Annotated in this window: 17 protein-coding genes and 1 pseudogene; 5 read left to right on the plus strand and 13 right to left on the minus strand. The window is 44.2% G+C overall.

All coding sequences use genetic code 11. The annotated features are described in order from the left end of the window. Positions 1-140 precede the first annotated feature (140 nt). From guaD to JMX94_RS04260, 8 genes are all read right to left on the minus strand, one after another. The gene (gene guaD / locus JMX94_RS04225) at positions 141-1,574 is read right to left on the minus strand and encodes a guanine deaminase (protein ID WP_201563506.1); all 1,434 of its coding nucleotides are present in this window, start codon (positions 1,572-1,574) and stop codon (positions 141-143) included. Positions 1,575-1,673: 99 nt separating this feature from the next. Then, entirely contained in the window at positions 1,674-2,804 is a 1,131-nt protein-coding gene (locus tag JMX94_RS04230) for an XdhC family protein (RefSeq protein ID WP_227673510.1), read from the minus strand. Further along, the gene (gene xdhB, locus JMX94_RS04235) at positions 2,797-5,385 is read right to left on the minus strand and encodes a xanthine dehydrogenase molybdopterin binding subunit (protein ID WP_201563508.1); all 2,589 of its coding nucleotides are present in this window, start codon (positions 5,383-5,385) and stop codon (positions 2,797-2,799) included. Before xdhB ends, JMX94_RS04230 begins: the two co-directional genes overlap by 8 nt. Next, the gene (locus JMX94_RS04240; protein ID WP_201563510.1) at positions 5,382-7,148 is read right to left on the minus strand and encodes a xanthine dehydrogenase small subunit; all 1,767 of its coding nucleotides are present in this window, start codon (positions 7,146-7,148) and stop codon (positions 5,382-5,384) included. Before JMX94_RS04240 ends, xdhB begins: the two co-directional genes overlap by 4 nt. Positions 7,149-7,305: 157 nt before the next feature. After that, on the minus strand, positions 7,306-8,667 hold the full coding sequence (locus JMX94_RS04245; RefSeq protein WP_227673511.1) for a uracil-xanthine permease family protein: 1,362 nt from the start codon (positions 8,665-8,667) through the stop codon (positions 7,306-7,308). Between the two features lie 357 nt (positions 8,668-9,024). After that, a complete protein-coding gene (locus JMX94_RS04250) occupies positions 9,025-9,717 on the minus strand; it encodes a 1-pyrroline-5-carboxylate dehydrogenase (protein ID WP_201563514.1) in 693 nt (230 codons plus the stop codon). An 11-nt stretch (positions 9,718-9,728) separates the two neighbouring features. Continuing rightward, complete coding sequence (putA, locus tag JMX94_RS04255; RefSeq protein WP_201563516.1) at positions 9,729-12,956, minus strand: bifunctional proline dehydrogenase/L-glutamate gamma-semialdehyde dehydrogenase PutA; 3,228 nt, start codon at positions 12,954-12,956, stop codon at positions 9,729-9,731. A 701-nt stretch (positions 12,957-13,657) separates the two neighbouring features. Next, entirely contained in the window at positions 13,658-14,953 is a 1,296-nt protein-coding gene (locus JMX94_RS04260) for an NCS2 family permease (RefSeq protein WP_201563518.1), read from the minus strand. Between the two features lie 844 nt (positions 14,954-15,797). Here JMX94_RS04260 and JMX94_RS13540 point away from each other — a divergent pair. Beyond that, positions 15,798-15,995 carry a MotA/TolQ/ExbB proton channel family protein gene (locus tag JMX94_RS13540; RefSeq protein ID WP_374220397.1) on the plus strand — a complete coding sequence of 66 codons (198 nt, stop codon included), beginning with the start codon at positions 15,798-15,800 and terminating at the stop codon, positions 15,993-15,995. Here the strand turns inward: JMX94_RS13540 and JMX94_RS04270 are convergent. Continuing rightward, positions 15,979-16,212, minus strand: a pseudogene (locus JMX94_RS04270) (MotA/TolQ/ExbB proton channel family protein); the annotation flags it as partial. The gene JMX94_RS13540 and the pseudogene JMX94_RS04270 overlap by 17 nt on opposite strands. A gap of 88 nt (positions 16,213-16,300) precedes the next feature. Here JMX94_RS04270 and tolR point away from each other — a divergent pair. The 3 genes from tolR (at position 16,301) to JMX94_RS04285 (ending at position 19,406) form a co-directional block, all read left to right on the plus strand. Then, entirely contained in the window at positions 16,301-16,759 is a 459-nt protein-coding gene (tolR, locus tag JMX94_RS04275; protein WP_201563520.1) for a protein TolR, read from the plus strand. A 139-nt stretch (positions 16,760-16,898) separates the two neighbouring features. Beyond that, positions 16,899-17,939 carry a cell envelope integrity protein TolA gene (locus JMX94_RS04280; protein ID WP_227673512.1) on the plus strand — a complete coding sequence of 347 codons (1,041 nt, stop codon included), beginning with the start codon at positions 16,899-16,901 and terminating at the stop codon, positions 17,937-17,939. A gap of 174 nt (positions 17,940-18,113) precedes the next feature. Then, positions 18,114-19,406, plus strand: coding sequence for a PD40 domain-containing protein (locus JMX94_RS04285; protein ID WP_201563522.1), 1,293 nt, complete (start codon positions 18,114-18,116; stop codon positions 19,404-19,406). 315 nt (positions 19,407-19,721) lie between these two features. Here JMX94_RS04285 and JMX94_RS04290 read toward each other — a convergent pair whose 3' ends face one another. The 3 genes from JMX94_RS04290 to JMX94_RS04300 form a co-directional block, all read right to left on the minus strand. Further along, complete coding sequence (locus tag JMX94_RS04290) at positions 19,722-20,354, minus strand: cytochrome c (protein WP_201563584.1); 633 nt, start codon at positions 20,352-20,354, stop codon at positions 19,722-19,724. A gap of 76 nt (positions 20,355-20,430) precedes the next feature. Further along, positions 20,431-22,032, minus strand: coding sequence for a flavin monoamine oxidase family protein (locus JMX94_RS04295; RefSeq protein ID WP_201563524.1), 1,602 nt, complete (start codon positions 22,030-22,032; stop codon positions 20,431-20,433). Between the two features lie 356 nt (positions 22,033-22,388). Continuing rightward, the gene (locus JMX94_RS04300; protein ID WP_201563526.1) at positions 22,389-23,843 is read right to left on the minus strand and encodes a cytochrome c; all 1,455 of its coding nucleotides are present in this window, start codon (positions 23,841-23,843) and stop codon (positions 22,389-22,391) included. A gap of 702 nt (positions 23,844-24,545) precedes the next feature. On the opposite strand from JMX94_RS04300, the gene JMX94_RS04305 reads away from it, so the two are divergent. Next, the gene (locus JMX94_RS04305) at positions 24,546-24,839 is read left to right on the plus strand and encodes a hypothetical protein (RefSeq protein WP_201563528.1); all 294 of its coding nucleotides are present in this window, start codon (positions 24,546-24,548) and stop codon (positions 24,837-24,839) included. A 90-nt stretch (positions 24,840-24,929) separates the two neighbouring features. On the opposite strand, the gene JMX94_RS04310 is transcribed toward JMX94_RS04305, so the two are convergent. Further along, the gene (locus JMX94_RS04310; RefSeq protein WP_201563530.1) at positions 24,930-25,553 is read right to left on the minus strand and encodes a flavodoxin family protein; all 624 of its coding nucleotides are present in this window, start codon (positions 25,551-25,553) and stop codon (positions 24,930-24,932) included. Between the last annotated feature and the right edge of the window lie 279 nt (positions 25,554-25,832).

Here is a 25,832-nt window from a genome sequence, read left to right on the forward strand (position 1 = left end):
ATCAGTGTTTATTTACGCAAACTAAAAGCTGTAGTAGAAAAACGCTGATCGTCATTTAAAGATGTGTCCCAGTTCGTAGAAACTTTGCAATTTATTTTCTCTACGCTCCCGCAAATGAACGGTTCCTAGATGATTTAACCTTATGCTGTAGCCGCTTTTTTATAACGGCTTACCCCAGCGATGACCGTCTCCTCAATAACCCTATCATCACCGAGCATCATCAATACAAATAGTTGTTCTTCAAGTATTTTAGTCTGCGCCATACGTCTTTCTAACAAAGGCGTTGCTGCCATGTCTATTACTACAAAATCCGCTTCTTTATTAGGCATAAAGTTACCAATTTTATCATCTAGCATTAACGACTGCGCATTGCCCAAAGTAATCTGATATAGCCCTTGATGAGCGGACAATTGGTTGTTTTGTAGCTGCTGAACTTTATAAGCCTCTGACAAGGTGACGAGCATCGATAAACTGGTTCCCGCCCCTACATCAGTGGCAATACTGACGCCGGTATAGCTTAATGTTTTAGGCAAATCAAATAATCCACTGCCCAAAAATAGATTGGACGTTGGACAGTGCGCGATTTGCGTACCAGTTGCGCGTAGCCTTTCGTATTCTGGAGTCTCCAGATAGATACCATGTGCCAAAGTGGTGTATCGACCCAGCAGCCCCATATCCTCGTAGACATCTAGATAACCTTTATGCTTGGGATACAGCTCACGTACAAAAGCCACTTCCTCACGGTTTTCTGCCAGATGTGTTTGCAGATAAACAGTGTCGTAGCTGGCATATAGCTCGCCTGCCAATTGCAGCTGTGTTGGCGTTGAGGTAATCGCAAACCTTGGGGTAATAGCCACATGTTGGCGTCCACGACCATGCCAATTATCAATAATATCTTGCGAATCTTTTATACTTTGCTCAGCAGGCACACACAGATGCTCAGGCGCGTTTTGATCCATCAACACGTTACCCGTAATCATGCGGGTATTGAGCCTGTGACTTTCAGTAAAAAAGGCTTCTGCGGACTCAGGATGGCTAGTAGAAAACACCATGGCGCTGGTCGTGCCATTGGCGAGTAACTGATTTAAGAAGAATTGCGCCGTATCATGGGCAACCTTTGGATCAGCAAAATTGGCTTCAGTGACAAAAGTATAATTATTGAGCCAATCAAGTAGCTGCTCACCGTAAGCCGCAATCATATCTATCTGCGGATAGTGCACATGGCTATCGATGAAGCCCGGCATAATCAGCTTATTACGATAGTCATAGATTTTTACTGGTTCTTGACCATTAGTTTGAGCATAACTTGCTAATATTGCTTCGCTACTACCATAATCTATAATACATCCTGTTACATCATCGACCACCAGCGCACCCTTAGCAATATACTCAGGATAGACGTTCACGCCTGCAATGACGGGTAATAGCGTGATACTTTTATCAATGGTTGCTGTATTTGGGTGGTTATCAGTCGCTAAGATGGGTTTTTCAGCATGCGCGCGCTCAGTCCTTTGATTCAGATCATTTTCAGTAAGATAGTGCAGGAGCTGCGCTTGATAAATATGTAGAGCCATTGGTAAATCTCCTGTCACTTGGTCATACCTAACGTTTTAGTTAGAATCTAAATTAATGGTAAAGGTAGAAATCAGTATTGATGGTCTAGCACTTATGGCTTATTTTTGATGATAATGTTGCAAAATTTGCGCAGCGATAGACACGGCAACGGCCATAGGTTCTTTACCACCAATCGGTAATCCAATTGGCATGGTTAGTTGCTCGACTATCTGCTTATCATAACCACGTTGCAGCAGACGACTTTTAAAACGTTCTGCTTTAGTTGCCGAGGCAATACAACCAATATAAGGCATAGATATTTTCGAATAATCATTATCTAAATCCTTATCTGAACCATTATTATCGAGACTAGTTGCTAAACCGTTTGCCTCTGAACTAGCATCTAACGCGGCACGTACAATCTCAAAATCAAGACTGTGATCATGGGTCATAACTAGAATAAAACGCTGACCGCTTTGTTTAAATGGTTCAATAAACGGGCGAATGAAATCAACAGGATCATCATCAATATGCGGGCGAATATGAGCAGGAAGATTATAAAGCTTGGGCTGATTTAAACTAGACTGGGCTTCTAATTCTTCAGATAAGCCTTCTGTTTGAATAGGTTTATTTAGCGAATTAGATTTATCTAATAAATAACGCTCAAACATCTCAGGGCGACTATCCACCCAATCCACTTGGCAAGGTAGCTCCGCAAGTATCGTCATCAACGCTGCTGCCACGTGCCCTGCCCCAAATACCAATATTGACATCGGCGGCGTCACATTAAAACATTCAAACATAACGGTGACACTACCACCGCAGCACTGCGCCAACTTCGCACCTAGCGGATAATGCTTGGTATAAACCGCATCGCGTCTTACTACTTTAGATGGCGTCGAATCACTGTCGTTATCGTTATCGTTATCTTTATCATTGTCATTGTCATTGTCGGTATTTTTATTGACACTTTTGTCTCTTTTAGAAGCTTTTGCTACGGTTGTATCTATCTCACCATTTAGCAATTGCCGTGCTGTCGCAACAACGTCATGCTCAAGACCGCCGCCGCCAAGCGTATCGCAACAGTTATCATGGGTGATCACCATTTTGGCCTGTAGCGCTCGGGGCGCAGAACCATTGACCGCAACGATAGTCGCCAATACGTGCGCAGACCCTTGCTGCTGATACTGGGCTAGACCATCATACCAACGTACTGGTATTGGCATAGGTGGCAATGATGAATTATTCACTGTGCGTCGGTTCACTATGGGCAGGGCCTCTAGCCGTTGCTACGTTAGGATGCTCTATCGCTTCTGGCTGCTCATCGACTGTCTCACCCTCGACCTCTGGCGGCTTGATATCTTCGGCATGCGGCACGAGTTGTGGCTTAACTTTATCGTCGTCAATACCGCAGTTGTCCTCCTCATCTCTAGTTAAACTATCAATCGCATCAAAGTTTACATTCGTGTCAATCTCCCACTCTTCCCCTTGCATGCGCATTACCGCTTTCAATACGGCCTCTGGGGTTGCAGGCATCGTAAGATCAGGGTTCTTTTTATAATCACTTAAGCTTGCGACTGCATTATTGATAGCACACCAAACGCTAGCTGCCAGCATAAAAGGTGGCTCACCAACAGCTTTAGAATTATAAATGGTTTGCTCTTCATTTTTACGATCGTATAATTTAACTTTAAATTGTTTTGGCAAATCATGTGACGTTGGAATCTTATAATTGGCGGGGCTGTTAGATGCTAGCGTACCCTTTTTATCCCAAGTAAGCTCCTCAGTTGTGAGCCACCCCATGCCTTGCACAAAGCCGCCTTCAATCTGACCAATATCGATAGCGGGGTTAATCGACTGTCCTGCATCATGTAAGATGTCGCAGCGCAGCACTTGATACTCACCCGTTAACGTATCTATTTCAACTTCAGAACAGGCAGCGCCTAAGGCAAAGTAAAAGAAAGGTCGACCCCACGCTTTAGAGCGGTCGTAAAATATCTTTGGCGTTTTATAATAGCCAGTAGAAGATAGACTAACGCGGTGCTGATACGCTAACTGCACCATTTCAGCAAAAGTAAAATCTTCCTTATCACCAATATAGACATGATTGCGCTCAAAACGTATGTCTTCTTGCGCCACTTCAAAATACTCAGCGGCAAACTCGACGATACGTGCCTTGATGGTTAAACAAGCGTTTTGCGCTGCTTTACCATTGATATCGGTGCCTGATGAGGCCGCAGTCGGTGAGGTATTGGGCACTTTATCGGTACGCGTTGCCGATACTTTTACGGTATCCAAATCCACGTCAAACTCATTGGCGACGATTTGAGCAATTTTGACAAATAACCCTTGCCCCATCTCTGTCCCACCATGATTAAGGTGGATGCTACCATCGGTATAAATATGTACCAAAGCACCCGCTTGATTGAGCGTCTGCACGGTAAACGAGATGCCAAACTTCACAGGCGTTAAGGCGATGCCAAGGCGTTTGTCGCTGCCTTCAGCTTCGGCTTGCTCATTGGCTTTTATAATCTGCTGGCGACGCTGCTCATAATCACAATCTTTTGCCAATGTATCCATAATCGTTGCCAAATCAAAATGCTCGATTGGCTGACCATAATGAGTACTTTGGCCATTTTGATAGAGGTTCATCAAACGCACTTGCAGAGGGTCTTTGCCTAAAGTATAGGCGATATGATCCATCATATATTCGGCAGTCATCAGACCTTGAGGCCCGCCAAAACCTCGATAAGCCGTGTTCGATACGGTGTGCGTTTTGCAGCGATGCCCTGCCACCTGCGCGGCTGGATAATAATAAGCGTTGTCGCAGTGGAACATCGCTCGATCGACGATAGCATCGGACAAATCTGGTGCATAACCACACAAGCCAGCCAGCTGCATATCGACGCCAAGGATTTGCCCTGACTCGTCAACGCCGACCTCATAACGGTTGGCAAATTCGTGGCGTTTACCGGTCACCACCATGTCATCTTGACGATCCAAGCGCATACTGACAGGTACATTGTGACGTTTGGCAACGATACCGCAAAAGCATGCCCATGCAGCGGCTTGGGTTTCTTTGCCACCAAAACCGCCGCCCATTCTGCGCACGACCGTATTGACCGCATGAAAGGGCAAATCCGTCACCTCAGCGACCAGCTGCTGCACTTCACTCGGATGCTGCGAGGAGGTATAGACTTCAAGCCCGCCATCATCACAAGGCACGACATAGGACACTTGGCCTTCAAGATAAAAATGCTCTTGACCTAGCATATGAATATGGCCTGCAATACGCATAGGCGCATCTGCAAGTGCCGCTTCGGTATCACCGCGCTGCATGAAGTGGCCAGGACGTACAAACTGGTCCTGCTCTAAAGCCTCATCAATACTTAATATTGCTGATAATGGTTCATATTCTACAACTGCTTTAAGCACTGCCTTTTTTGCGGCACGGTGAGTGGTTGCAACGACCAAAAATAGCGTCTGACCTACGTACTCTGTGATCTCACCCACCATCAATGGCTCACCGTCAAACACTGCGCCGATATCCGTTTGTGCGGGTAAGTCTTTAAAACTTAAAACATCAATGACCCCATCAGCCGCTCTAACAGCACTGAGATCCATACTGGTTAGACGAGCATGAGCGTGACTGCTTTTACCAACTGCCAAATGCAAAGTGCCTTGCGGCTTTAGGATATCATCCACATAGGTTGCCGTTCCCATGACGTGGCTTATCGCACTATCATGTTTGGCAGAAGTGCCGATTTTATTTTTAGGCGGACGTACGCGGCGAATACTGTAGCTGTCAAATAAGGATGATTGATGGCTCATAATGATTCTCTCTCAGTTTGCGTCTCTTTTATCAGCTGCTTGCCACACTTAATCAACAAACGTTGCACCACATGCAAGCGATACTCACGGCTTGCTCTGACATCTGTTAATGGCGAGACATCCATCGGTAGCGCTTTTGCAGCCTTCTCAAAACTTGCAAGCTCAAGGGGTTGACCTAGGAGCGCTTGCTGGCAATTCTTGGCTAATAATGGTATTGCTGCCATACCGCCGAGACCGATTTTTGCATGGTCAATAGTCATACCGTCTGCTGACAGATCGATTCTTACGGCAACCAAACAAGCCGAAATATCATCTTCATAACGCTTACTAATTTTATGAATAAATAAGTGCTGATTAGCCTGCATCAGTGGCATATGAATAGCGACAATATAACTGCCTGCCAGTAGCTTGGTCTTTTTATAATCTATAAAAAATTCTGATAAGGGTATTATCTCGTCTATATAAGGCTTTTGATTATGTTCATTGTTTTTATCTTTAGCGTTTGCCTCTTCACCACCCATATCTCTATTATTGGGATTGCAATAACGCAAATGAATGCGCGCTTCTAACGCCAGTAAAATTGGTGGCAAATCTCCAATTGGCGAGGCATTGGCAATATTGCCGCCAAGCGTACCCATATTACGTATTTGCGGTGAAGCGGTTCTTGCGAATAATGCCGCAAAGGCAGGAAAGTTATGTTCAAGTATCGGTAGCATTTGCTGATAGGTCATGCCAGCCCCAAACGTCAATTCTTGTACTGCTTCTTCATTATCAGTGGACTTATCTAACTCCGATAACGGCTTTGAATCAGCCTTTGAGCTAGACTTTGAATTCGAAAGCGACCAAGTTTTTAGCTCATCAATAGCGGACAGCTGAATAATCACTTCATGATCAACCAAGTGCTGAGTAATGCTTAACCCCAAATCCGTACCACCCGCCCAAATAGTCGCTTGTGGATATACGGCCAATAACTGATTAAGCGCATCCACTGTTTTTGGAATGAATAACTGCCGCGACCCTTCAGCAAGAGCAGGCTCAATAGTTGACGCTTTATTCGAGGTATCCAATGATTCAGTTTTAGATAACGACTGACTTTTACTTACCATCGCATCCGTCGCTAAGCTTATAGTCAAATCTTTTGCGACTGTTTTATCAGTATCTCTTTGCTGACCAATCTTACCCATCGTTAGACCTGCTTCAATGATGGGTCGATAACCAGTACAGCGGCATAGATTCCCTGAAATTGCGGCGACAATATCATCATAGCTTAGGTCGTCATTACTTAGTGCTTCATTAGCTGGCTGACCGTTTGCACTGCCCTGCTTGGCATTTTTTTGTTGTTGCATACGATGGTTTTCATACAAATTCGCCAGAGACATTACAAAACCAGGAGTACAAAATCCACATTGCGAACCATGACAGTCGACCATCGCCTGCTGTGCAGGATGCAATAACGCCCGCTCTGGGTGATGTGCTGGATTGTCCGCCAGATAAGAAGCGGTCATTAAATGATGACCATCCATCAGCGACAATAGAGCAATACAGGAGTTAAAGGTATAAAAAGGCGTGCTGTCACTAGAATCGCTCATCGCATGATTAGGCAAGCGTTGCGCCATAATCGTACAGGCACCGCAATCGCCACTACCGCAGCCTTCTTTAGTATCAGTTTGATGTTCGTGCAAGCGTAGATACTCAAGTACCGTCGTATTCGGATTGAGGTGGCTTATCTCATGGTACTTTCCGTTCAGATAGAAACTAATCATAGCAATACTCGGCTAAAAAATTGGGCTTTGTGAAATTAAACAGCTTACATAGAGTGTTAACATAGACACTTGCTTGATGGCGCAAACCAATCAATTAATATGTAATAGCTATCACACAATAATATTTACCAATCACACTTCTACTAAAAGTTTACTTTTATATATCAGCGTCTTGGGTATCTTCTGGTAAAAATAAACTCAATGCAATGGCAGTAATCGCTCCTATGGCGACAGGCGATATCAGCACGTTACGTATTGATTCGGGCAGTTGTGATAACACCTCAGGCACCATAGATACGCCGATACCGATGCCTACAGAAGTAGCAATAATCAACATATCACGGCGGTCAAGCTTAGCGCTAGCCAATACTTTTATACCAGCTACCGCTACTGTCCCAAACATCACCAATGTTGCGCCACCAAGTACTGGCTGCGGCATAGTTTGCAATATGGCGCCAAAGATAGGAAACAATCCGATGACAATCATAAGAGCCGCAATATAAATACCGACATGACGGCTGGCGACGCCCGTAAGCGCAATGACGCCGTTATTTTGGCTAAAGGTGGTCGACGGCATGCTGTTTAAGGTGGCAGCAATCATAGAGTTGACCCCATCTGCCAATACCCCACCTTGAATTCTATTAAGATAGACAGGGCCTTTGACGGGCTCTTTTGATACTACCGCGTTGGCTGTGAGATCGCCCGTCGTTTCAAGGGCGCTGACACAGTACAAAATAGCTAATGGAATAAAAGCGGTGATATCAAACTGAAAACCAAATTTGAATGGAATAGGAATGGTAATAAAACCGACATTGTTTAATGAAGAAAAATCTAATCTGCCCATGAAGAATGCGGCTAACATTCCTAAGATTAAGGCAATGACAATAGAAGAAAGTCTTAATAATGGGTTTTTTGAGCGGTTAAATACAATCACCGATACCAGCACAACCATACCTAAAAACAGATTTTGCAAACTGCCAAAATCTTCGGCGCCAAAACCGCCTGCAATATCAGTCATGGCAACTTCAATCAGCGGAACACCGATGAGAATAATAATAGTGCCAGTGACCACAGGGGTAAATATTCTTTTTAATTTATGAATAAAGCGGCTAAGAATAATTTCAACAAAGGCGGCACAGAAACTAACCCCAAAAATAGTAGCCAAAATATCTTCTGGTGAACCACCCCGCCCTTTTACAATCAGTCCAGCAGCGATAATAGCCGTTAAAAAAGCAAAGCTAGTACCTTGCAAACTGAGCATGCCCGCGCCTATAGGACCTATTTTTTTACATTGAATATAAGTGCCAATTCCAGAGGAGATGAGCGCGCAGCTGATTAGATAAGGTACATAGTCACCCAAACCCAAGGTTCCGGCGACAATCAAGGTAGGAGTGACAATAGCGACGATACTAGCTAGCAAATGTTGTAAAGCGGCAAAACTTGCGGGCCAAAAGCTAGGCTTGTCATTGAGCTGATACATCAGCTCAGCGTTTTTTTGAGACTCTAAAGATTGAGACATTTTAATCATCCTTGATTAATATGATCTTAAATCTATTAACAATCCTTGTTAATAGTTGTAGGCCGCTCTAGTTAAATTCCCCACCTTATTATTGGTCACAATATCAATTAAAAAGATGACTATTTGGTCAGGTTTTATTTATAGTATCACCACTATTGTTTCCCTACAAGCTAAAAAACCATGGATTTAAAAGGTTTTTAACGTCTAAGCAAAATAATAAATATCTTAAAAAAGACTATAAAAAAACGGTCAGTAATCATTTCCCAAAACGCTTGGAAAACAATTACTGACCGTTATGTCTGTGATTCTATTTTTTATCTACTAGCAATAATCTAACTTTTTATCTATATAAGATTATTACTCTGTTCCAAGCTCCAACAAGCTAGCATTACCACCAATCGCTGTGGTATTAATGGTTCTTACCCGTTCGGTGACAAAGCGATAGAGATAATCAGGCGTGAGCATCTCTGACAGCCCTTTCATATCAGTGACAGCAATCACTTGCGTTAAAATACCATCGGTATTAGCAAGCTCTTGGCTAATCGTTTGGACTTCGCTTTGATTGCCAGCGACAGCCACTTGTGCCAGACGATCGATATATAGCAGCGTCACGGTTTGCGAATCGTTCGCCACACTCAATACATCATCACTAATGCCTGTCTCATACAGTATTTTTGCAGCCTCATTGCACATCTCATCTTGGCTTGGGCAATGTAGTATCACCTCGTTACCAGTCAATAATGCGGCTATAAGCTGCCCAAGTACTGCCATTGCGCGCGCAGACTCACCACCGATGACCATGGTTTTGCCACGAGCGGTTACGTATAAATCGTTGGATTCACCCGTCGCGCCCGTCATACGCTGCACTTCATCTAAGCTTGGCGCAGCACTCAATAAATGATTGAATAAACGCTTTGCTTTATTGACATCGCCAGTTAGCAAGGCCAACTTTGGAATGGCTGCTTGTAGATACGTTGCGCGATTGACCGCGCCAAGTAATCGCCAAGATTCACAAACTTGGGCATGATTCTTTTTAAATTCAGTCGCCATCTTGCTACTCCTTATGCGATTTGTGTTTGAGTGAGTGATTCAGTCGTTATTGACTCAGATTGCAGCTGCATGAGACGCGCTACATAATGTGGACCACCCGCTTTTGGACCCGTACCCGATAGACCACAGCCACCAAATGGCTGAACGTTTACAACGGCACCGATTTGGTTGCGGTTGATGTAGGTGTTACCAACAAACGCACGGCGCTCTATATGCTCAGCAATATTTTCAATACGGCTATGAAAACCCAAAGTCAAACCAAAACCAGTCCCGTTAATGGCATCGATAAGCTTATTCAGATCAGGCGCTTGATAACGCAGTACATGCAATATCGGACCGAAATGCTCGCCACCGATGACATCGATACTTTTGACCTCAATCGCCGTTGGCAAGACAAAGGTAGAATGCTCTTCGCTAACAACCGAGCTTGCACTCATAGGCGTCTGCGCCAAAATAGTCGCTGTTGGTTCAGCGCTCATACGTTCGATATGTGCCTCCAGACTGCGCTTGGCATCCGCATCAATCACCGGACCTACGTCTGTGGTGACGTGTAGTGGGTTACCGACGACCAATTCTGCCATAGTACCTTGTAGCAATTCGATTAAATTATCCGCGACTTCTTCTTGCACGCATAAGATACGACAAGCTGAACAACGCTGACCTGCCGAGCCAAAGGCTGACAATACCGCATCTTTAACCACCTGTTCAGGTAGCGCAGTTGAGTCAACAATCATGGCATTTTGACCACCCGTCTCAGCAATAAAGACCGGTAGCTCGCCACTGGCTTGCACATGATTATTTAAGCTTTGGTTGATACGCTGCGCCGTTTGGGTTGAACCGGTAAAAATAACGCCTGCGATATTATCAGCAGCTGTCAAAGCACCGCCAACATCGCCCGCACCCGTCACTAACTGTAATGCTTCGGCTGGAACCCCAGCTTGATACATTAGCTGTGCACCAAAATGAGCGATTAAGCTGGTCTGCTCGGCAGGTTTAGCCACTACTGTATTGCCTGCTGCTAGTGCTGCCACGATTTGACCGGTATAAATAGCCAATGGGAAGTTCCAAGGGCTGATACATACGAAAGTACCGCGTGCTTTATAAACCTGACGCGAGGGTTTACCTGTCAAATCTGTAAACTCATGAACTACGTCGTCTAAACGCTCTGCTTCGTCGGCATAAAAGCGGCAAAAATCAACGGCTTCTTTAATTTCATCGATACCGTCTTGCATGGTTTTACCGGCTTCAATCTGGCAGAGCGCCATCAGTTCAGCATAGTTTTCTTCATATAAGTCTGCCACCTTGCGCAATATAGCAGCACGATTCGCGGCTGGTACTGCTTGCCACGCACTTTGCCCTGTCACTGCCGCATCGATAGCTTGCACCGCCAATTCCGCATTGGCATATTTTACCTCACCAGCGATGACTTCATGATTCCAAGGTGCACGCACTTTCTGAGATTCAAGCTGATGAGTCTTACCATCCGCTTCGTATTCATCAACCGCTTTACCATTGATAATAGAAGTTGCTGACCACGTTTTATGCAGATGACTATCAATAGCAGCTTTAAACGGTAGCCATTGCGATTCTACAAAAATATTGGGACCGAAGCTGGCACGGCGCTCGCCATAGATATCTAACGGCAGCGGAATATCAGGGTTATGTAAAGTATCATTGGTCAATAATTTGTCGTATGGATGCACGGTTAGCTTATCAATGGGATAAGATTTGTCTAATAATTGATGGACAAACGAGCTATTGGCACCGTTTTCAAGCAATCGACGTACCAAATATGGTAATAAATCTTTATGCGCGCCAACCGGTGCATAGATACGTACCGGAATTTGATAAGCTTGCAAGATATGGTCATACAGCGCATCACCCATACCATGTAGACGCTGAAACTCAAAGTCTCTATGCGCACTCATGGTCATAATCGACGCCAGCGTGTGCGCGTTATGCGTCGCAAACTGTGGCCAGATGAGCCCACGCAGATGCTCGGATAACAAGAAGCGCGCGCAAGCAAGATAAGCAGTATCGGTACCTTCTTTACGTGTCCACACAGGATAGCCGGATAGACCTTTTTGCTGCGCCAATTTAATCTCAGTATCCCAATACGCACCTTTGACCAAACGGACCGGAATACGATCGCCGACTTCAGTTGCCAAGCGCGCTAACCACACTAAAATAGCAATCGCGCGTTTAGAATAACCTTGGACTACGATACCTAGGCCATCCCAATCGGCGGTTAAATTATCGCGATATAGAGACTCAAATAGTTTCAGAGAAATCTCAAGGCGGTCGGCTTCTTCGGCATCGATACTGATATCGACATTAACTTCACGCGCCGCTTCAATTAATAGTAGGCAGCGTTGACGCAATAGACCCATGACTTGCTCTTCTTGGGTCGCTTCATAGCGCGGATGCAAGGCTGACAGCTTAATAGATACCGACGGCTTTGGCATACCCTCTTTAACTTTGATACTGGCAGTCGCTTTAATCGCATGCAGATAATCGTTGAAGTATTTTTCAGCATCTTTATGGGTAATGGCCGCTTCACCTAGCATATCGAATGAATAGGTATAGCCTTTATTACGATAAGGTTTGCTGTTTTTATTCGCCCCTTCAATGGTTTCGCCCAATACAAACTGATGACCCATAATACGCATGGCTTTTTGCATCGCACTGCGAATGACCGGCTCACCCATCTTTTTGGTCATGCGGTCCAAAAACCCTGAAGCCGTAGTATTACTATCAATACTGACCACACGGCCGGTCATCATCATGCCCCACGTCGAGGCATTGACCATGAAGCCATTGTCATTTTTTATGTGCTTTTTCCAATCAGCCACACTCATTTTGTCATGAATCAGCGCATCGGCAGTATAGTTATCCGGCACCCGAATCAATGCCTCTGCCAAGCTCATCAGCAGAATACCTTCTTGGGTATCGAGGCTATATTCAAGTAATAATGAGTCAACCATTTTTACAGCTTTGCCATCATTACGTACGTGCTCGACCAGTTGGCGCGTCTGCGTTGCAGCGGCTTCACGTTCGCTATCAGTCGGCTTGGCAAGGGGCAACAATTCTGACAACCAACGTTCTTCATCCACGCTATATAAAGGTGAAATACGGGCGTGCAGCGTTTCTGACGACTGAGCAATATAGTCTGGCGCTAGCAAATCTACCGGCTTAAATAAAATCGGCTCTTGCGGGGTAAACTGGTCTACTGGGTTCATAACAACTCCATAACTATCGTTTAAAAACCATAATAAATAGCGTGGTAAAAATTCTGATTATTTTGAAAAATACTTATAACCATCATTAAATTGAAGACATGATTAAATTAAATAATAGTCGTCGATGAATATTTACAGCAATAATCAAAAGGCCAAACCACACCATCACAAAACGAGAAAATCCAGCATAGGCTGGACGCGGTCAAGTAGGTCGTTTTAGTGTTAAACGGGCTACGTTAACAATATAAAGGCAACAACGAACAGCTAAGCGGCATTAGTGCCTTCTTCTTGTTAGTAGTGAATGGAGAGTGATGCTCAGATGCGGTATCGTGTTAATAAAACCGTATCTGTCATCTTATATGACGCAAATTCACTGTAAGAAAAACCTCTACGGCGTTGATTGAGGTGATGCGCTTAGCTTAGTCATGGTAGCATAAAAAAAGCGTCAAACGCACGCTGTTACTTATTTTAACCAAGCAGAATATGGTTTAAAAACAATTGGTTATTAACATAACAGTAAATATCACGATTTGGTTATATATCTAGATTGCTGACGCTGATTTAACTGGTTTTTTGAAGCCATAATTAGGATTTTCCTATCCCACTTATTCACGTTTTACCTATGATTTTCTTATAAAAAACCCTCTTTATCATTTTAGTAGATAAAGAGGGTTTTTATGGTGAACACACTAGCTAATATTTTATAAGAAGACAATCTTAATCAATAATACGGCTGTTAAAAGCCAAACAGGAATACTCACATCAGAGAATTTACCAGCGACTACCTTGATAGCGGTATAGGTGATAAAGCCAAGCGCAATACCGTCAGCAACAGAATAGGTCAAAGGCGTAAATAACAAGACCACCACGACTGGCGCCGCTTCTGTTAAGTCATGCCATTTAACGTCTTTTAATGTGCCCATCATCAGTACTGCCACATAAAAGATAGCCCCTGCTGTCGCATAACCAGGAATCATGGCGGCAAGCGGTGAGAAGAACACGCTGAGTAAAAATAGCACGCCAACGGTCACAGCCATTAATCCAGTACGACCACCGGAGGCGATACCTGAGACACTTTCGATATAACTAGTCGTTGATGACGTACCCAGTAGAGTACCTGCTACAGTCGCCGTCGAATCTGCTAACAGCGCTTTACCCATATTAGGGATTTTACCATCTTTACCAATCAAACCTGCTTGGCTGGTGGTTGCAATCAGCGTACCTGCCGTATCAAATAAATCCACAAATAAGAAGGCAAAGATAACACTAATCATTGCTACATCAAACGCACCAGCGATATCAAGCTGCATAAACGTTGGGGCAATAGACGGCGGCGCTGAGATAATACCTGAAAACTGGGTATTACCGGTAATAAGGCTGATAAGCGCTACCAGTAAAATACCAATAGTCACCGCACCTGGTATTTTTTTGTGAGACAAACCAACAATAATAATAAAACCAAGTGCTGCCATGGCCGGCGCAAATGCTGTCATATCACCAAGACCTACCAATGTCGCATCGTTATTAACGATGACCCCAGCAGTTTGCATGGAGATAAACGCCAAAAATGCACCAATACCAGCGACAACGCCTTGTTTAATACTGTCTGGAATAGAATTAATGATGATTTCACGGATTTTAAATAAGCTGAGTAGGACAAAGATACAACCTGACAAAAATACCGCGCCAAGCGCCGTTTGCCAGCTGTAGCCCATGCCCAAAACCACGCCATAAGTAAAGAAGGCGTTGAGTCCCATACCTGGGGCTTGCGCGACTGGCAGGCGGGCATAAAACCCCATGATAAAACAACCAATAGCGGCGGCAAGACAGGTGGCAACGAATACCGCGCCTTTATCCATTCCAGCGTCAGCAAGTACGTTAGGGTTGACAAAAATGATGTAAGCCATGGTCAAAAACGTGGTTACACCAGCTAAAATCTCTGTTTTGATCGTGGTATTTTCACCGTTGATCCCAAAATAGCGTTCGATTGCGTTCATAAGAGTCGCTTCCAAATAGCAGTAAGTAAATTATCATTATCCACCTGCGTTGATAAGCGCCGTTTTGCAATAGCGACCATCAATGCTGCTTTTAAATCAAACATATAAAAATACATCCAAATTGCGACGATAAATGACGCTTCCAAATTGCGACTATAAATGACGCTTACAAACTAAGATTCGAGATGATGTTTTTAATCCTTTAGCCACATATAACTTTGGCAAATGCAGAGCCACCATGAAAAGCGATAGCAACAAACAATTACATTCTAGTGAAATTGTCTTACAATTTCAATTAATGTCACGCTTTTTAAGTTAATGGGCACAATTAGCTGACTATATCGACAGCCTTATAAAACCCATTCACTATTATAATTTTTGCACCAACGATTAAATTTACATTTAACACTTTAATAAATGACCTTTTTATCATTTCACAGTACACTACGGGGTTATAGCGAGGAGTCAGAATCAGCATGTTGTGAAAATGCTACCCGCCCCTAGCCGCTATAAGCATTTAGCCATTAAAATCAAAGCCGTTATTATTAATTACCCATGAGCCTAACCCATGCCTGAATCATTAAATATTGTCGACCTCATCACCCAAGCCAGTCTATTGGTACAGATTGTGATGGCATTGTTATTATTAGCCTCGTTGCTTAGTTGGGTGATTATTTTTCGTATGAGTGCCCGTTTGGGTACGGCCAAAAATTTCGACCAGCAGTTTGAAACTTGGTTTTGGTCAGGAGAAGATTTGGCGAAGCTTTATCAAGGTGTGCAAGGTTCACCTGAGCGCCAAGGGCTTGAGCAGATTTTTTATGTTGGGTTTTCTGAATATTTAAGAATGCATAAAAAACGCCAGCCTAAAGATGACATCATCGATGGCGTTGAACGTAAGCTTCGCGTTGGCTTGGGTCGTCAGCAGCAGTTGTTAGAGTCAGGATTGACGACGTTGGCAAGTATTGGTTCGGTCGCACCTTATGTCGGTTTATTTGGCACCGTTTGGGGCATTATGAATGCCTTTTTAGGACTGTCGCAATAGCGGCAAACAAACCCATAGCGGTGGCAATCAAGGCTTCAGCGATACCGGGCGCAACAGTGGCTAGGGTCGCTTGTTCGCTTTGCGACAGTCCTAAAAAGGCATTCATAATGCCCCAAACGGTGCCAAATAAACCGACATAAGGTGCGACCGAACCAATACTTGCCAACGTCGTCAATCCTGACTCTAACAACTGCTGCTGACGACCCAAGCCAACGCGAAACCAGTATCGAAAATCCGCAGCCTAGTACGCAAGTTAGCCAAGTTAATCAAAGCAGTCAGGTAAAAAGCACTCAGGTAACCGGTCTATGAAACAAAGTCCCTATCGCCGTGAGAAAAAAGCGCTGAATGCGGAGATGAACGTTGTTCCTTATATCGACGTAATGCTAGTGCTGCTTGTTATCTTTATGGTCACAGCGCCGATGCTGATTACGGGCGTCGACGTTGATTTGCCAAAAGAGCAAACCAATACCATGAGCCAAAGTCAGCTACCCGTGATTGTGTCGTTAACGGGCAGTGGCGAGATTTTTATCAGTTATGAGAACAATATCGACTTGCCGATTAGCGAGCCGGAGCTGATTGATACATTATCCAATCTGCAAAATCAAAGTAGCGAAGTGGGTGCACAGCCTTTACAGGTTATGATCAATGCCGATCAAAACAATCAGTATGGCGCTATCATGACCCTGATGGCAACTTTACAACAAGCAGGTATCCAAAAGGTAGGGCTATTGACAGGCGCGCCATTACCAGCGCCTTCATTATAATAACGCGCCCTCATTATAAGACCGCCCACTTTTAGCTCAGTTGGTTATAATAAAGTAGATAATTTGATGAAGCTCTTTTTTCAGTCTCACGTTCTTGAATGCTCTGTTTTTGAGTGCCCTATGTTTAAGTACCCTGTTTTTGAGTACCATATCCTTGAGTATCAGTGCCATGCGTAATGCGCCAACCGTTTATGTGCCGACCGAACCTGAAGGTAACGGGCTAACCTTGCCTACGTTGCTCAGTTTACTGGCACATGGCCTTGTGATTGGTATCCTAATTTATAGCTATCAGAATATGGAAGTCGAGACCGCGGGCACTATTGAGACCGTCATGATATCCCCTGAACAATTGGCTGAGATGCAAGGACAGATAATTGCCAATCGTGCAGCGGCCAGCGCCATGCAAGCCGACAGCGGTGCAAGCGGCTCATCCAGTAATACGCCAGAAAATAGTACTGATGGCAGCGTCAGCTACGACAGCCCAACGCAGCCTAATTCTCAGCGCGTGCCTGTTTTTACCCGTTCTGATGATTCCGCTAGTCGCCCTATGCTAATGAGTGAAGAGCAGCACCAACGCCTACTTGAGCAAACTCAAGAGTATGAGCGTAATATGGCGGAGTGGGCAGCGCAATTAGATGAATCTGTACTAGAAGAGCATGAGCAAATTGAACAAGATAAGAAACAACAGCTTATTGAAGAACAAAAAAGGCTCGGGGATTTTCGAAATAAGCAAAATAATCCGCCTAAGATTAAACGCCCTACGGCCAGTGATAGAAATATAGAAATCAATACCGGTGGTTCTGGTAGCGCAGGTCAAACGCTTAGCTTAGGAGATGATGGACAGTCGATGCTATCTGGTGACGCCACGACTTCAAGTACCGCAAAAGGCAGTAGCCGCTCGGCATCAAGTGGCAGCCGCGGTGCCAGCAATAGTGAAATTATCAACCTCATCAAACGCAACTATAATCCACCGACGGCAGCAAAAGGCTCGACGCAGCGCGCCACCTTAACCATCACTGTCAATGCTAGTGGTAATGTGGTTAACGTCTCTGCCTCAGGACCTGATAGCGCGGTAAATGAAGCGGCGAAGCAGGCGGTGTTGAATACCGGCAGCTTACCAATTGACGCCGATGATCCTAAATACCCTACCTTTACCATACAGTTTAAGGGCAGCAATTAATCAGTTGCCCTAAGACGATATTATTGCTAACTTTAGCTTAAACATCATTGCTAACACTTTAGTTTGAATGACTTAATACTCACTACGACACATTTATAACTGCTGCGATAGCATTTAACCGTTAGTTTACCGCCTTTAAAAAACATTATCCCAACCTAGGAGTTCGATTTGGTCATGCGCATCCATAAAAAACTATGCCTCTCTTTACTTGCCAGCACCTCAAGCTTATTGCTTGCTCCTAGCGTCTTTGCAGCACCCGTCGTTCTAGAGTTGGATTATGAGATTCCGGTGCAGCAAAACCAAGTGGCTTTTGTGCCCTTTGCTGGTGACACGACCTTATCGTCTATTGTCTTAAATGATTTAAGCAGAACAGAGCTGAGAGTCACCAGTCAAAACCTACCGCAGCAGCCGCGCAGTAGTAGCGAATTAGCAGGCACACTACCTGTATGGCAAAGCATGGGCATCCCTTATCTTGTGGTCGGTAGCACGCGCAGTAATCGTGGCAAAGTCGTCACCGATTATGAAGTCATCGATATAAAATCTGGGCGCGTGATAGAAGGCAAGCAAAGCCTCACCGCTGATAATAATAAAGAAAGCATGCGTTACGCAGGTCATGTTATCGCTGATAAAGTATATGAGCTTATCACTGGTATTCCCGGCGACTTCTCAGGGCGCATTGCCTATATCGAAGAGATTGGCACTGGCAAAGAGAAAATATCGCGCCTAAAAGTAATGGATGCAGATGGCGAAAATGCCAAAACCATTACCGAGGTGGCGGGCTCTATTTTCTCGCCTACATGGTCACCCGACGGCAATCGCATTGCTTATTCAGTGCAGCGCGATAAGTCTTATCCTGTTATTTATGTACAAAGCGTGAGCGGCGGCGGTGCGACACCATTAACGCCCTTCCCTGGTAGCAATCTTAGCCCTTCATTTTCACCGGATGGTAGCAAGATTCTGTTTTCTAGCAGCTTTGAAGGCAGTGCTGATATTTATGAGATGAGCGCCAGCGGCGGTACGCCTCGACGTATCACCAATTGGCCAAGCAGTGAAGTGCAGCCGAACTATGCCCCTGATGGCAAATCTTTTGTCTTCGTCAGTGACCGTGCAGGGTTTAACAAACCGCGTATCTATCGTTATGAATTTGGTTCAGGACGTACGACTCAAGTATCAAGCAGTGGTTATGCGACCAGCCCGCAGTTCAGTAGCGATGGCTCACAAATTGCCTTTTTAAGTGGTCGCTCAGCTGCCATTATGAACAGTGGCGGCGCGGTCACTGCCAACTTAGGCAATACTGGTATCGACGAAGCTCCAAGTTTTTCGCCCAATGGTAAACGTGTGGTTTACGCCTCAAAGCAAGGTGGTAAAGGCGTACTGACCATCAAATCATTGAATGGTGGCGAATCATTTGGTAAATCTGGTCAAGGTACTATCCGCTCGCCAGTTTGGTCAGCGAGTCCTAAATAGCTTATGAATTTATTAACTTGTCATTTTACCAGTTAAGCAAATCCTAGAAATGAAATCCTCGATATAAAAAAGCGCCTAATAAATCATTAGGCGCTTTTTTTGGCTTGAAACAATAGAGCGATTTTTATAGTAATAATCAGTGATATAGTAGAATTACTTTAAAATCGATACAGTACGACTGGGATGAATTTTTCGTAGGCTCTGTGATAGCAGCAAGCAAGGAAAATTTATACCAGTCGCACACAGCTATAATGTCTCGCTTTTATTTTGAACTGACTATATTAAAAATAAGCACTAAAAAATTAACTCATTGCATTACTCATCACTAGGATCGCTAGCTGGCGGAACCGCGTGTCTTAGCTGTGCCACATCTTCAGCGGTAACCGTATCAGTATAACCATTTAAATCACTGACCACATATTGAGTGACCGCCGCCATCTGCTCATCATTCATCATCTTATGGAAGGATGGCATGCCACGAAAGCCATTAATCAAGATATCAATGATGTAATACTTCGATTGCATCTTACTGTTATCAGCCAGTGGCGGATAATAACCTGCGCCATAAGCACCCTCGCCTTTATGCATATGACAAGCGGCACAAGAGTCGTGATACAGTTTCTTACCATCTGTCGTCACAAAAGCATTCGTGCCTTCAAACTTGGCTTCCCATTCGGCAATACTTGGATCGCTATCCATAGTGGGAAGTGAGCTGTTATCGACGATGTTGATGGCAGGGGCAGCAAGTTCCTCACGGCTCATATATACGCCGCCCCACGCCCCCGTATTACGACTTGCTTGATAGTCATTGGTTGTCAAGGAGTCTTGATCTTGTACCGTAGAAATGGTCACTTCATCATCTGACTGTTGACTACAGCCTAAAAGCGCTGCACTGCTCATCACACTTAGCAGCATCACAGTCAGCAGTTTGGGGGTCATGTTTTTCATGACTTTTTTCTTCACGACTGCCTTATTCACGATTGCATTGTCCATGATAGCCTCTGAATTTTTATAGTTATTCATATTAACCCAGCATTTTTGCTTTTTTATGTAGGCGCTTGGCGGCATCCATACCAGATAAAATAGCACCTTCTTGCCATGCCGGAATGTGTGAGCAATGCTCGCCCGTGAGTACAATACGATTATCAATACTACACAAGGTGTCATAATGCTGACGACGAGTCGACTCATTCCAAATACCATAACAACCAAGTGTCCACGGGATACGGTGCCAGACGACTGATGTACCGGCGCGGAACTCTTTTGGATACTGAGGATGGATATACTTACCGTAAGCCAGCGCGACATTGATACGCTCTTGCGGGGTTAGGGTATTAAATTTATAAGAAGTTGGGCCGTAACCATACGCGCCCAACAACACACCTGTACCGTCTTTGAACATATTTTCTGAAGGATAGGCTATCTGGGCTATCGGCATATCGGTATAGGTCAAGCCGCCATAGATCCATTCGTCCTCTTCCCAAAAGCGGCGATTGAACTCTAAGCCCACTTTATAAGAAGTCTCATAAGGCACTGCGGCCATCGCCTCTTTCATCGGTTTTGAGACGTTGATATCAATTTGGGTCAGTACCGTTAGAGGAATATTACACACACACCAATCAGCACGAATGGTTTTGGTCGCGCCATTTGGACTATTACTGTCGACATAATCAACGGTAACGCCACTTTCATCTTGATGAATCTTGGTCACTTTGGCATTAAACTCAATCATATCGCGGCATTCGCGGGTGAATGCATCACCGATTTTACCCATACCGCCAACAGGCTGAAACATGGTTGGCTGATGCGCATAGGTCATATGGTTGCCATAAATATCGGCCCACATGCCTGAATCTAATATCTCACTGATAGGCAAAGGCTTTGATGGGGTTTCATCGGGCATCAAGCCACCACCCGGAAAAATACTATAACCACGATGCTTACTGGTCGCATTGCTGGCACGGTAGCGATAGTCTTTATCGAGCACCCCCCAGCCTTTTAAGCCTTCTAGGAGCTTTTCTTTATCTTCTTTATTAACCGAACGATCAAGACCGCCAACATTGACCGCTTTTGATAATAGTTCTGACACATGCCCTTGGATGTCGTTTTTTACATCACCCAAGCGCTGCGGTACACCATTAAAATGGGTGCTACGATGCAGATAAGCGCGGTCATTGGTCTGAATAAAAGGCTGCATCTCAACGCCGAACTGTTTGCAATAATGAAAAACGGCATAGTGATGGCTTGGCAGACGCCATGGTCCACCATTAAAATAGTTACCTTCTTCAAAATCGCAGGTGACTTCTTCGCCGCCAAGCTCGGTATATTTATCACCGCTATTGAGCGTCCAGCTACGACCGCCACCACGGTTTTGGAACTCGAGCACCTTGACATCATAGCCCGCTTTACGTAGCTCGTAAGCCGCGGTCAGGCCGCCAAGACCGGCACCAAGTATGACGATACTAGCGCCCGGCGGTGCACCCTTAAGGTCCATGGTTTCCTTAAAGCTCGATTCTGAGGCAAATCCTAACGTCGTCATTGCCTGATACATCGCGGTTGCGCCCGCTGTTTTACCAATCATCGAGAGCAGTTGGCGCCGCGTTGGTGATTGAAGCATGTCTTTCATAATAATATCCTTAAAGTAGACTTTCGTGCATGACGGTAAACACGGGTGCTTAGACACTGATTCTTAGACACTGGTTTTATTGCTAAACACCTATCTTTATTTATCAGTATTTATGCTATTTATCAGCTTGGCTTAATTCTGCGTTTATTTGCCAAGCTGCCCTACCGTATTGCCGTTAATCCCTGTCTTATAATAACTGTTTGATAATAGCTGTCTTATAATAACTACCTAAAACGCATTTATAAGCTTACTAGTCCGCTGTTTGATTGAGTTTTTTGCTATTTGTATGACGTCAATTGAACGTAGTTAAATGAAAATCATGGCAATCAAAGTCATTACAAATAGCGAAATTAGAATTAACGGCGGCGCTTAGAACGTAAAATGGCTCGTATAATAAATATAATGACCGCAATAGCAACGAGAATACCGATGATTGCCAATAAACCTGCGTACTTGATTAAGAAAGGTTTATCCACCCCTGTGTTAGCGATGCGATCGACATCAGCAGCACTGACTTCACTGTTAGCAAGCCCACCAAAATTGACACGTACATAGTTGGCAATGCCAGCAATCTGTTCACTGTTCAGCTCTTCTGAGAACCCTGGCATGATAGGCGACGTATCAGTTGCTCCCTCTACCCCATGCAATATCATATTAACGAGGGCATCAGGCTTTTCGCGGCGAATACTGCTGAGTCCCACGATAGGCGCATAACGCGCATCAGGCTGACCGTAACCATCGACACCATGACAGCTACCGCATGCTGCTAAATATAGCGATTCTGGCGAATTGCTACCATTACTCACCTCTGTTTTTGCTTGGGCTAAATAATCTTTTTGCGCAAGTAGATCATGAGTGATTGATTCATTGACGGGCGTTGGCAAGCGTGACACATCAACAGCAGAGACCTTATCTTCTGTTTGAATGGCTGGTATCGCTTTTAGATAAGAGGCAATGGCACTCAAATCTTCATTTTTTAGATAACGGGTACTATGCGCGACTGCTTCACCCATAGGGCCACCCGCATAAGCGCGTTGGTCTAGCTCACCGGTACGTAGATAGGTGATAATATCTTGCTCACTCCAACTACCGATACCGCTCGACTCATCAGGCGTGATATTTGGCGCATGCCAATGCCCAAGCTGAGCACCTGATAGATACATTTTTTTATCGAAACCCATGGTGCTATTACGCGGGGTATGACAAGTACCGCAATGCTCTAGATTGTTGACCAGATATTCACCGCGTTTTTGGGTCTCGTTCAGTCCGTCGCGCTTTTCGGTAGACGGTACATTGAGAAAATTCCAGCCAAGCATTAAGCTGCGAATGTTAAAAGGAAACGGTAAATTGGTTTTGTGCTTCGGGGCTTCATCGACGGCCGGTACGGTTTGCAAATAAGCAAACAACGCGCTGATATCTTCTTCCTTCATGCCGCTATAAGAAGGATACGGCATGGCCGGATACAGCATGTGGTTTGGTGCACGGCCTTTTTGCAAAGCGTTCTTTAAATCCGTTTCGGTATAATCGCCGATACCGTAACGTTTCGAGGGGGTAATATTGGTTGAATAAATCTCTCCCATCGGAGTTTCAATCGCTGTGCCGCCGGTGTAATCCTCACCATGGCATGCCATACAGTCAGCAGCACGGGCAATATGTGCACCGCGGTTGACAAGCTCGCTATTGGCAGGGCTTACATTAGGCAAGCTGGCATTGGGTAAGTTGGCATTAGGAAGGTTAACACCTTCAGCCATTGCGGCGCTGGAGGTAATACCAATGACAAGCATCGATAACATCACAGAAAGTGGCTTCATAATATCCTCATATAGCTGGCACCTAGGGTGTTGTAATTATTGTTGGGATAAGACATTCGATATTGGGCAAGTTTTTATAACTGATGACTTATAATGCCCAATGCATAATCCATTAAATGAGGTAGCAAATCGTCCAGTAAATGCTTCATAAAAGAGGGTGATAAAAGCAACTTAATAAAGATAGTTGCTAAAGAATGTCTACTCACCTCACTAATGTAAGACTATTTCACGACTATTACTTGAATAGTAACGGATTGGCTGCATTTTTTTACAAAACTTAAAGAAACGCTTTAGCGCTGCTACCTTAGAATAAATTAATATGTATTTTTATATTATAATTATCAATAATTAGATAAATCCTTTAGAAAACAATCACTAAAGCCTAATAAATCTTAATTTTATCCGTAAAAACGAATATACAAAACAATTTATCTGCTAAATTTCGGCTTTATTGCTTATCATTATCAATTATAAGTATACATAATAGATACATAGCGCTTAGGGTCAATCGCCTTTTTATGTCGTGGTATCTGCTGTTCTCTCTAGCTTACACATTATCTCAACCTTAATAATAAATAGCCTTTTGTATTCTCCATTGTATTCCCCATTGTTTTGCTTATGATAAGCGCCATGCTAAAGTCGCGCATTATTTTAACGTCGTTAACCATTTTAAAATCGCCAACTAGCGCCCGAGATGTCCTTATGAAATCATTTGCCTTTATATGTCTGCTTGTAGCGACGATACCTCTGACAGGTTGCCAATCTTTTCAATTTGTCGAAAGCCCAATTCCTGTCAAAAATCTCCCTGCGAAAACTTTCGCTGTTAAAGACCGGTCATTAACAACTGTACCTAATGAAAGTATCTCTACCCCTACCGCTGCATTAGTTATGATTATTCCTGCTAAGAATACTGTTGATAATCCCTTTATCACTGATAATGATGTTACTAGAACCATTGTGGTTAAAAAGGTAGCAACACAAAATAACGCTCAATAAAAAAAGCAGATATCGATTTGATATCTGCTTTTTTATTTTGCCCTTCATAAAGTATTCAAAATACTGATAGCGCCTGAGTGACTGCTTAGGCTAGTTTTTAGCGGCTTCCATCTGCTGTTTAGGCTGATGCTTGATAATGGTGTTCGCCAAATGATCACCAAACCAGATAGCTGTATCAATATCGCCCTTCCCTGGGGTTTCTTCAGGTGGACCATCTAGCGACTGAGTCATCAAACCCAAAAAACTTGAAAGACGATTTAAATCATGTGCTTCATGACCCGTTGGCATAAGCGGCAAACCTATCCAATTCATTCCATGCTGCATGGTATAAAGACAAATCTGCTGCAAGACGGCTAGCTTATCGCCGCTCAGACCGCCTGAATTGGCAAAGCCTGCGGCCCACTTACCTTCCCATTTACGATGATACCAACGCTTGGATGTCTCATCCATAAAGGTCTTAAAGCCTGCCGTCACGCTACCCATATATACGGCACTACCAAAAACCAGTAAATCCGCCTGATCCAAAAACTCCCAATCGACATCATGAACATCGACCGCTTTGGCTTGTGCTTCTGGCAATTGCTGGCGCGCGCCCATCACTATAGCTTCGGCAACACGTTTAGTATGTCCGTAGTTACTATGGTAGATGACAGCCATCGATACGTTAGGCGGATTGTCCGTGGAAGCTAAGGAAGGCGTGATAGATGTAGTCATACGAACTCTAATAATGGATTGGGTGAATAGTAGTGATGCTGCAAATGTTCAATAATCTTTATTATAAATACTTTATGTGGCTACTGTTATGTAGCAGCTAGCTATTATATAGGACAGCGGACGCATTAATTCATTGATATGAGGCAAGCTTTGATAAATTCAACCTTCACTGAGCTGCGCTATTTTTAGACGCTGAACTTAAAAGCAAAATTAAATGGATGATATAGTTATTGAAATGACTATATACAGAGAAGCATAGCGAAATACAGCGAAATACAG

The sequence above is a fragment of the Psychrobacter sp. CMS30 genome (assembly GCF_904846565.1).
In the GTDB taxonomy this organism is placed as follows: domain Bacteria; phylum Pseudomonadota; class Gammaproteobacteria; order Pseudomonadales; family Moraxellaceae; genus Psychrobacter; species Psychrobacter maritimus.

Coding starts and splice junctions, on each gene's coding strand:
- guaD (WP_201563506.1), bottom strand. CDS start 1,574: ATGGCTCTACATATTTATCAAGCGCAGCTCCTGCACTATCTTACTGAA.
- xdhB (WP_201563508.1), bottom strand. CDS start 5,385: ATGAGCCATCAATCATCCTTATTTGACAGCTACAGTATTCGCCGCGTA.
- JMX94_RS04240 (WP_201563510.1), bottom strand. CDS start 7,148: ATGATTAGTTTCTATCTGAACGGAAAGTACCATGAGATAAGCCACCTC.
- JMX94_RS04245 (WP_227673511.1), bottom strand. CDS start 8,667: ATGTCTCAATCTTTAGAGTCTCAAAAAAACGCTGAGCTGATGTATCAG.
- JMX94_RS04250 (WP_201563514.1), bottom strand. CDS start 9,717: ATGGCGACTGAATTTAAAAAGAATCATGCCCAAGTTTGTGAATCTTGG.
- putA (WP_201563516.1), bottom strand. CDS start 12,956: ATGAACCCAGTAGACCAGTTTACCCCGCAAGAGCCGATTTTATTTAAG.
- JMX94_RS04260 (WP_201563518.1), bottom strand. CDS start 14,953: ATGAACGCAATCGAACGCTATTTTGGGATCAACGGTGAAAATACCACG.
- JMX94_RS13540 (WP_374220397.1), top strand. CDS start 15,798: ATGCATAAAAAACGCCAGCCTAAAGATGACATCATCGATGGCGTTGAA.
- tolR (WP_201563520.1), top strand. CDS start 16,301: ATGAAACAAAGTCCCTATCGCCGTGAGAAAAAAGCGCTGAATGCGGAG.
- JMX94_RS04285 (WP_201563522.1), top strand. CDS start 18,114: ATGCGCATCCATAAAAAACTATGCCTCTCTTTACTTGCCAGCACCTCA.
- JMX94_RS04290 (WP_201563584.1), bottom strand. CDS start 20,354: ATGAAAAACATGACCCCCAAACTGCTGACTGTGATGCTGCTAAGTGTG.
- JMX94_RS04295 (WP_201563524.1), bottom strand. CDS start 22,032: ATGAAAGACATGCTTCAATCACCAACGCGGCGCCAACTGCTCTCGATG.
- JMX94_RS04300 (WP_201563526.1), bottom strand. CDS start 23,843: ATGAAGCCACTTTCTGTGATGTTATCGATGCTTGTCATTGGTATTACC.
- JMX94_RS04305 (WP_201563528.1), top strand. CDS start 24,546: ATGAAATCATTTGCCTTTATATGTCTGCTTGTAGCGACGATACCTCTG.
- JMX94_RS04310 (WP_201563530.1), bottom strand. CDS start 25,553: ATGACTACATCTATCACGCCTTCCTTAGCTTCCACGGACAATCCGCCT.